Annotated in this window: 7 protein-coding genes; 5 read left to right on the top strand and 2 right to left on the bottom strand. The window is 62.9% G+C overall.

All coding sequences use genetic code 11. The features are described 5' to 3' along the window. The 5 genes from RIC54_RS02450 to RIC54_RS02430 all read left to right on the top strand — a co-directional run. A partial coding sequence (locus tag RIC54_RS02450) for an ABC transporter substrate-binding protein (RefSeq protein WP_350150481.1) occupies window positions 1–684 on the top strand: 684 nt, incomplete at its 5' end. Between the two features lie 108 nt (window positions 685–792). After that, on the top strand, window positions 793–1806 hold the full coding sequence (locus RIC54_RS02445; RefSeq protein WP_350150479.1) for a branched-chain amino acid ABC transporter permease: 1014 nt from the start codon (window positions 793–795) through the stop codon (window positions 1804–1806). A 3-nt stretch (window positions 1807–1809) separates the two neighbouring features. Continuing rightward, on the top strand, window positions 1810–2973 hold the full coding sequence (locus tag RIC54_RS02440; protein ID WP_350095654.1) for a branched-chain amino acid ABC transporter permease: 1164 nt from the start codon (window positions 1810–1812) through the stop codon (window positions 2971–2973). Window positions 2974–2987: 14 nt separating this feature from the next. Further along, window positions 2988–3743: an ABC transporter ATP-binding protein gene (locus RIC54_RS02435; RefSeq protein ID WP_350095652.1), complete on the top strand. Its 756-nt coding sequence runs from the start codon at window positions 2988–2990 to the stop codon at window positions 3741–3743. Next, complete coding sequence (locus tag RIC54_RS02430) at window positions 3740–4495, top strand: ABC transporter ATP-binding protein (protein WP_350095650.1); 756 nt, start codon at window positions 3740–3742, stop codon at window positions 4493–4495. The genes RIC54_RS02435 and RIC54_RS02430 overlap by 4 nt, the downstream gene beginning before the upstream one ends. Window positions 4496–4595: 100 nt before the next feature. Here RIC54_RS02430 and hflC read toward each other — a convergent pair whose 3' ends face one another. Both hflC and hflK read right to left on the bottom strand, forming a co-directional pair. Next, window positions 4596–5594 (bottom strand): protease modulator HflC, encoded by a 999-nt coding sequence (hflC, locus tag RIC54_RS02425; protein ID WP_350095648.1) that lies wholly within the window; start codon window positions 5592–5594, stop codon window positions 4596–4598. Then, window positions 5591–6652, bottom strand: a complete 1062-nt coding sequence (hflK, locus tag RIC54_RS02420) for an FtsH protease activity modulator HflK (RefSeq protein ID WP_350095646.1) — start codon at window positions 6650–6652, stop codon at window positions 5591–5593. The genes hflC and hflK overlap by 4 nt, the downstream gene beginning before the upstream one ends. Window positions 6653–6878: the final 226 nt, after the last annotated feature.

Genomic DNA, 6878 nt, shown 5'->3' with positions numbered 1-6878 from the left:
ATCAAGAACACCACCGAGGCATTGGGCTGGAACACCGTCAAGGCGGTCCGCACGCCGCTCGGAGCGGGGGACTTTTCCCAGTACATCACGCCGGTTCTGAATTCCGGCGCCGATGTGCTGATCCTGAACCACTACGGCAAGGACATGGTCAACTCCTTGACCCAGGCCGTTCAGTTCGGCCTGCGCGACAAGATGGTCAACGGCAAGAAGTTCGAGATCATCGTACCGCTGTACTCGCGCCTGATGGCACAGGGTGCCGGCGAGAACGTGAAGGGCATCCTGGGGACCACCAACTGGCACTGGTCGCTGCAGGACGCCGGATCGCAGGCGTTCGTGAAGTCGTTCGGCCAGGAGTACGGCTTTCCGCCGTCGCAGGCTGCTCACACCTGCTACGTCCAGGCGCTGCTGTACGCCAACGCGTGCGAGAAGGCCGGCACCTTCTATCCGCCAGAGGTCATCAAGACCCTGGAAGGCTTCGAGTTCGACGGGATGGGCAACGGCAAGACCCTCTACCGTGCGGAAGATCACCAGTGCTTCAAGGACGTTCTGGTGGTGCGCGGTAAGGAGAACCCGACCAACCAGTTCGATCTCCTGGAGGTCGTCAAGGAAGTGCCGCGTGCCGACGTAACCTATGACGCGAAAATCTTCGGCGGTGAGTTGGGCCCGTACAAGGTTCCCTTGTAAGGCCTGACCTACTGACTAGCCGGCCGCGCCGTCTGCCTGGCAACAGGTGGACGGCCGGTCGGCCTTTTCAGTGCTTGGCGGACGGTTTTCAGGTGGGGTATTGACGTCATGGATGCGGTCATCCTTCAGGCTCTCAATGGGCTGGACAAGGGCGGGGCCTATGCGCTGATAGCGCTGGGCCTCACGCTCATTTTCGGCACATTGGGCGTCGTCAATTTCGCGCACGGCGCGCTCTTCATGCTTGGCGCGTTCTGCGCTGTCACCATGCAGAAGCTCCTGACGCTGTCCAAGCAGATCGAGGATACCAGCGTCACCTTCTTCAAGGCCTACAAGGAAGTGCCGTACCTCAAGATCTGGTTCGGTGACACGGGTCTGCTGCTGATCGACTATTCCGTCCCGCTGGCTGTCCTGCTGACGATCCCCGTGATGCTCCTGATCGGCCTGATCATGGAGCGAGGCCTGATCCAGTACTTCTACAAGCGGTCGCACGCCGAGCAGATCCTGGTGACCTTCGGTCTGGCGATCGTGGTGCAGGAGATCATCAAGGCGGTGTTCGGCGCCAACCCGATCCCGACACCGGCGCCCGATATCGTCTCGGGCAGCGCCGACATCGGCACGTGGCTCGGCCTTGGGCCGACGCTGGTCTATCCGTGGTGGCGGCTGCTCTATCTGGGTTTCTCGGTGGCTATCATCGCCGGGGTGTTTGCGTTCCTGCGCTTCACCACCTTCGGGATGGTCGTGCGCGCCGGCATGCAGGACCGCGAGACGGTGGGCCTGCTTGGGATCGACGTGCAGCGCCGCTTCACCATCGTGTTCGGTCTCGCGGCCGTCGTCGCGGGGCTTGCCGGCATGATGTACACGCCGATTCTGCCGCCCGACTATCACATGGGGATGGAGTTCCTGGTGCTGTCGTTCGTGGTGGTGGTCGGAGGCTTGGGTTCGCTCGAGGGCGCGGTCCTGGCGGGATTCATGCTCGGCATTCTGCAGTCCTTCGCGTCGATGAACGAGGTCAAGTCGGTCATCCCGGGTATCGATCAGATCATTGTCTATCTGGTGGCCGTGGTGGTGCTCCAGGTCAGGCCGCGCGGGTTGCTTGGGCGCCGCGGCGTCATGGAGGGCTGAGACATGAGCGCCGCAACAATCGACTCGCCGGGCAACCGCAAGGCGGCCGTCCCGACGGACAGTGGCGATGGATCGAGCCGTGCCGATCACATCAAGTTTTTGGTCTTCGCGCTCGCGGTGCTGACCATGCCGATCTGGCTGTCGCCGATCGGTGCGGCCTACCCGGATCTGGTGCAGAAGTTCGCGATCTTCGGAATCCTGGCGATCGGCTTCAACATTCTGTTCGGGCTGACCGGTTACCTGTCGTTCGGGCACGCCGCGTTCCTGGGGGTCGGATCCTACGCCGCCGTCTGGTCGTTCAAGCTGCTGACCATGAACATCGTGCCGGCGATCCTGTTCGGTGTGCTGGCCGGCGGCGTCTTCGCGCTGCTGATCGGCTACGTCAGCCTGCGGCGGACCGGGATCTACTTCTCGATCCTGACGCTGGCCTTCGCCCAGATGTCCTACAATCTCGCCTATTCGGTTCTGACGCCGATCACAAACGGTGAGACCGGCCTGCAGCTGGCGCTCAACGATCCCCGGATCCTGGACGGTCCGGCCGAAGCCGGACTGCCGTCGACCAATCTCTTCGGCATGCTGACGGTGGGATACACCGGCTTCTATGTCTGCGCGGTGATGCTGATCCTGGCTTACTACGTCGCCATGCGGATCAGGCGGTCGCCGTTCGGAATGGCGCTGCGGGCGATCAAATCCAACCAGAACCGGATGAACTACACCGGCTTCAACACCCGCCCGTACACGCTGGCGGCGTTCGTGATCTCGGGAATGTACGCCGGGTTGGCCGGTTCGCTGATGGCGGTGGTGGATCCGCTGGCCGGAGCGGAGCGCATGCAGTGGACCGCGTCCGGCGAGGTGGTGCTGATGACCATCCTCGGCGGTTCCGGAACGCTGCTTGGGCCGGTTCTCGGCGCCGGGATCATCAAATACTTCGAGAACATCTTCTCCGCATTTAACGACCAGGTGCTGGGCCGGATCTTCGACTTCCTTCCCGAGGGCTTGCAGGAGGCCGCGGTGGTGGTTTTCAGCCCGTTCGTCGGCGAGGGCTGGCACCTCACGTTGGGGGTGGTGTTCATGCTGATCGTGATCTTCCTGCCCGGTGGGGTGATGGAAGGTGTCGCGCGGATCAGGGCGCGGTTAGACCGTTTCCGATCCGATACGGCACGCTGAGGGGGGGCGCGGCAATGGCAATTCTCAACGTGCAGGGCGTCTGCAAGGACTTCGGTGGACTGCGGGCGCTCAATCAGGTGAACCTCAAGGTCCAGCAGGGGACGGTACACGCGATCATCGGGCCGAACGGCGCCGGCAAGTCGACGCTGCTGAACTGCTTCGTGGGCCGCATCACGCCGGACACCGGCAGCGTATCGTTCAACGGCAAGTCGCTGCTCGGCATTCAGCCGCACGAGATCAACCAGGCGGGCGTTGCCCGGGTGTTCCAGACCCCGGAGATCTTCGCCGATCTTTCCCTGGTGGAGAACGTGAAGATCCCGGCGTTCGCCAAGCGCGATGGCAGCTTCCGGATGGATCTCTGGTCGCGGGTCGGCACCCATGGCGAGATCACCGATCACGCGGAAGCGGTGCTGGAGGATGTCGGTCTGGCCGACAAGCTTCACATGCATGCCGGCAGCCTGTCGCGCGGCGACAAGCGGCGGCTGGAACTGGCCATGTGCCTGGTCCAGGACCCGAAGCTGCTGTTGCTCGACGAACCGACGGCCGGCATGTCGCGGGCCGATACCAATGCCACGATCGACCTGCTGCAGCGGATCGGCGAGCGCGGCATCACCAAGATCGTCATCGAGCACGACATGACCGTGGTGTTCACACTGGCCCACACCATCTCGGTGCTGGCGCAGGGCACGGTCATTGCCGAGGGCGAGCCGGAAGCGATCAAGGGCAATCCGAAGGTACAGGAAGCCTATCTGGGAGGGGCGCACCTATGAGCGAGGCGGCCACGATCGACGACCACCGCAGTCCGGCGGCGGGATCCAGCGCATACTTCAGCGTTCGCAATGTCCACGCCTATTACGGCGAATCCTACATCGTTCAGGGCGTTTCCTTTGACGTCGCTGAGAACGAGATCGTCGCCTTGCTGGGCCGTAATGGCGCCGGCAAGACGTCGACCCTGCGGGCCATCGCCCGCACCGACCAGCCAGCCATCATGCAGGGCGAGATATGGCTGAACGGGGTGGCGATCCACCCGATGAAGTCGTTCGAGGCGGCGCGCCAGGGCATCCAACTGGTGCCCGAGGATCGCCGTATCATCGCCGGCCTCACGGTTGAGGAGAACTTGCTGCTGTCACAGGTGGCCAAGCCGCTTGGCTGGTCGCTGGAGCGGATCTATGGGCATTTCCCCAGGCTGGCGGAGCGCAAGCAGCAGGAAGCAGTGACCTTGTCGGGCGGTGAGCAGCAGATGCTGGCGGTCGCCCGGGCGTTGGCCCGCGACCTCAAGCTGCTGCTGCTGGACGAGCCTTACGAGGGTCTGGCACCGACCATCGTGCGGGAGATCGAGAAGATCCTGATGGAGGTCAAGGATCTCGGCATCACCACGGTGATCGTCGAGCAGAACGCCATCGCCGCGCTGAATCTCGCCGACCGGGCCTTGATCCTCGACATGGGCGAGATCGTGTTCGACGGCGCCGCCAAGGAAGTCCTCAAGGACGCCGATCTGCGGCACCGCTACCTGGCGATCTGAAGAGCGATCGACGGCCACCACCCGTGCCGGTATGAGCGAGGGGTAAGGGGGCGGCTTCCGTCCGGTCTACCGGAAGGGGCCACCCCCAGAGTTTCAGGCGTCAGTTGAGCGTGGGTTTGCCGGAAACTACTGCGCTTTCCGGGTTCATACCCTTCAGGAACTTGAACAGGTCGCTCTCGGTCGAGAGCATGAGCGTGGTGTTGGCGGCAATGATGGTCTTGTACGATTCCATGGTCCGCGTGAACTCATAGAACGCCACCGCGTCGGTGTTTTGATTGTACGCGCCGGCATAGATCTCGGTAGCCTTCGCGTCCGCAATCCCTCGGATCTCCTCGACCTGCCGATAGGCCTCTGACTGGATCTTGTTCAGGTCCCGTACCCGATTGCCCCGGATCCGGGCGGCCTCGCCATTACCCTCTGACAAGAAACGTTCGGCGATCTGCCGGCGCTCACTGATCATCCGGTCGTAAATCTTCGGGCGCACGCTCTCATTGTAGTTGATCCGCTTGAAACGGATGTCGAGCAGCTGGATCCCGAACACTTGGATCTTCTCGGCCGCTGCCGCGAAGATCTCCTGCTCGACCAGCATTCGCCCTTTCTGGATCGGCACCAGCGAGCCCATGTCGAGATCGCGTTCGGCAACGGTCAACAGAGCGTCTCGGAGCGGCACTCGGTCCTTGGTGGTGCGGATGATCTCGATCAGCTCGTGCTTGGCGACCGCATTGCGGGTCTCGCTGCCGAGAATGTCGTCCAGCCGCGACTGGGCGCTGCGTTCGTCTCGCAGTCGCAGGAAGTATTGCAGCGGGTCGACGATCCGCCAGCGGGCAAACAGGTCGACGGAGATGTAGAGCTTGTCCTTGGTCGGCATGTCGGATGGGTTGCCGTCCCACTCCAGGACCCGCTTGTCGATCGAATTGACGTCCTGGATGAACGGCGTCTTCATCTTCAGGCCGGCGGTTGTCACCGGCTCGCCGACGGGCTTGCCGAACTGGGTGACGATGATCTGCTCGACCTCGCTCACCGTGTAGACCGAACTCATCGCCACGTAGGTGCCGATGAGGATCAGGGCGAGAATCGCTATGTGCTTGATGCCGATCATGGTCGGTCGCCCTTCTGGCCGTCGAGGTTCAACAACGGCAGAATGCTGCGCGCCTGTTCGTCGATGACGATCTTGGAGCGGATGCCCGGCATCACGGCTTCCATGGTTTCAAGATAGATGCGCCGCCGCGTGACTTCCGGGGCCTTCTGGTACTCCGCGAGCAACGCGCTGAAACGGGCGACGTCACCCTCGGCCTCGTTGATCCGCTTCAAACGGTAGCCATCGGCCTCGCGGATGCGCTGGTCTTTCTCGCCCTCGGCCAGCGGGATGACTTTGTTGTAGTCGCGCCGGGCTTCGTTGATCAGTTTCTCCTTTTCCTGCTGTGCCTGGTTCACCTCGTTGAACGATTCCTGAACCGGCAGCGGCGGGTTGATGTTCTTCAGCTGCACCTGATCGATGCTGATGCCCATCGCATACTTGGTGGAGAGCGCCTGCATCTTGGTCAGCGCTTCGGTTTCGATTTCCTGACGGCCGATGGTGATGACCTCGTCGACCGTGCGGTCGCCTACGACCTCACGCATGACGGATTCCGACACGTAGCGCAGCGTCTCGCTCGGCTCCCGTACCTCGAACAGGAACTTGGCGGGATCGGAGATCCGATACTGCACCACCCATTCGACCAGCGCGGCGTTCAGGTCGCCCGTCACCATCTGGGTTTCGCGCTTCTCGTCGCGTGGACGCGGAGTCTGGTAGGGGTCGCGGGAGCCGGGTGTGGAGAACCCGAACTCCTGCTTCAACTGCCGCTTGACCGGCACGACGGTAGCTTCGTCGATGCCAAGCGGCAGTTTGAAGTGCAGCCCTGGCGGCACGTCCTTCAGGTACTTGCCGAAGCGCTGCACGACGGCGACCGAGTCGCTCGGCACGGTGTAGTAGGCCGTCCACCCGCCCAGAGCAGCCAAAGCCAATGCGGCGAGGAGAATGATGCCCTTCGCGCCTCCGGCGTTCGGAATAAGCTGCTTGAGCCGCTCCTGTCCTTGGCGGATCAACTCCTCAGCGTCGGAAGCCGGCGTACGGCCCCAAGGACCGCCTTGGTCGCCGTTGTCGTTCTGCGATGGCATTCGGCTGGCGTCCTCGTTTGGTGGCGCGGTTTCCCGCGATGTAACTTCAAAGCGGGATCAGGTCGACAAGGTTGCTCGCCGGCGACGACACGGCACCCAACGTAACCGCCGCCGACGGACTCGACATCTGTTCGGATGCCTCCGCTCGGCGGCTGTTCGGTTCAGTTGCGTGGCGGCGGGCAGGAGAGATCTTCTCGCCGTCCCGCGGGCTACGGCTTCACAGCCG

Source organism: Thalassobaculum sp. (assembly GCF_040219215.1).
Classification (GTDB): domain Bacteria; phylum Pseudomonadota; class Alphaproteobacteria; order Thalassobaculales; family Thalassobaculaceae; genus Thalassobaculum_A.
The sequence above is the reverse complement of the archived record's forward strand: the minus strand, read 5'-3'. Positions and strand labels throughout refer to the sequence as shown.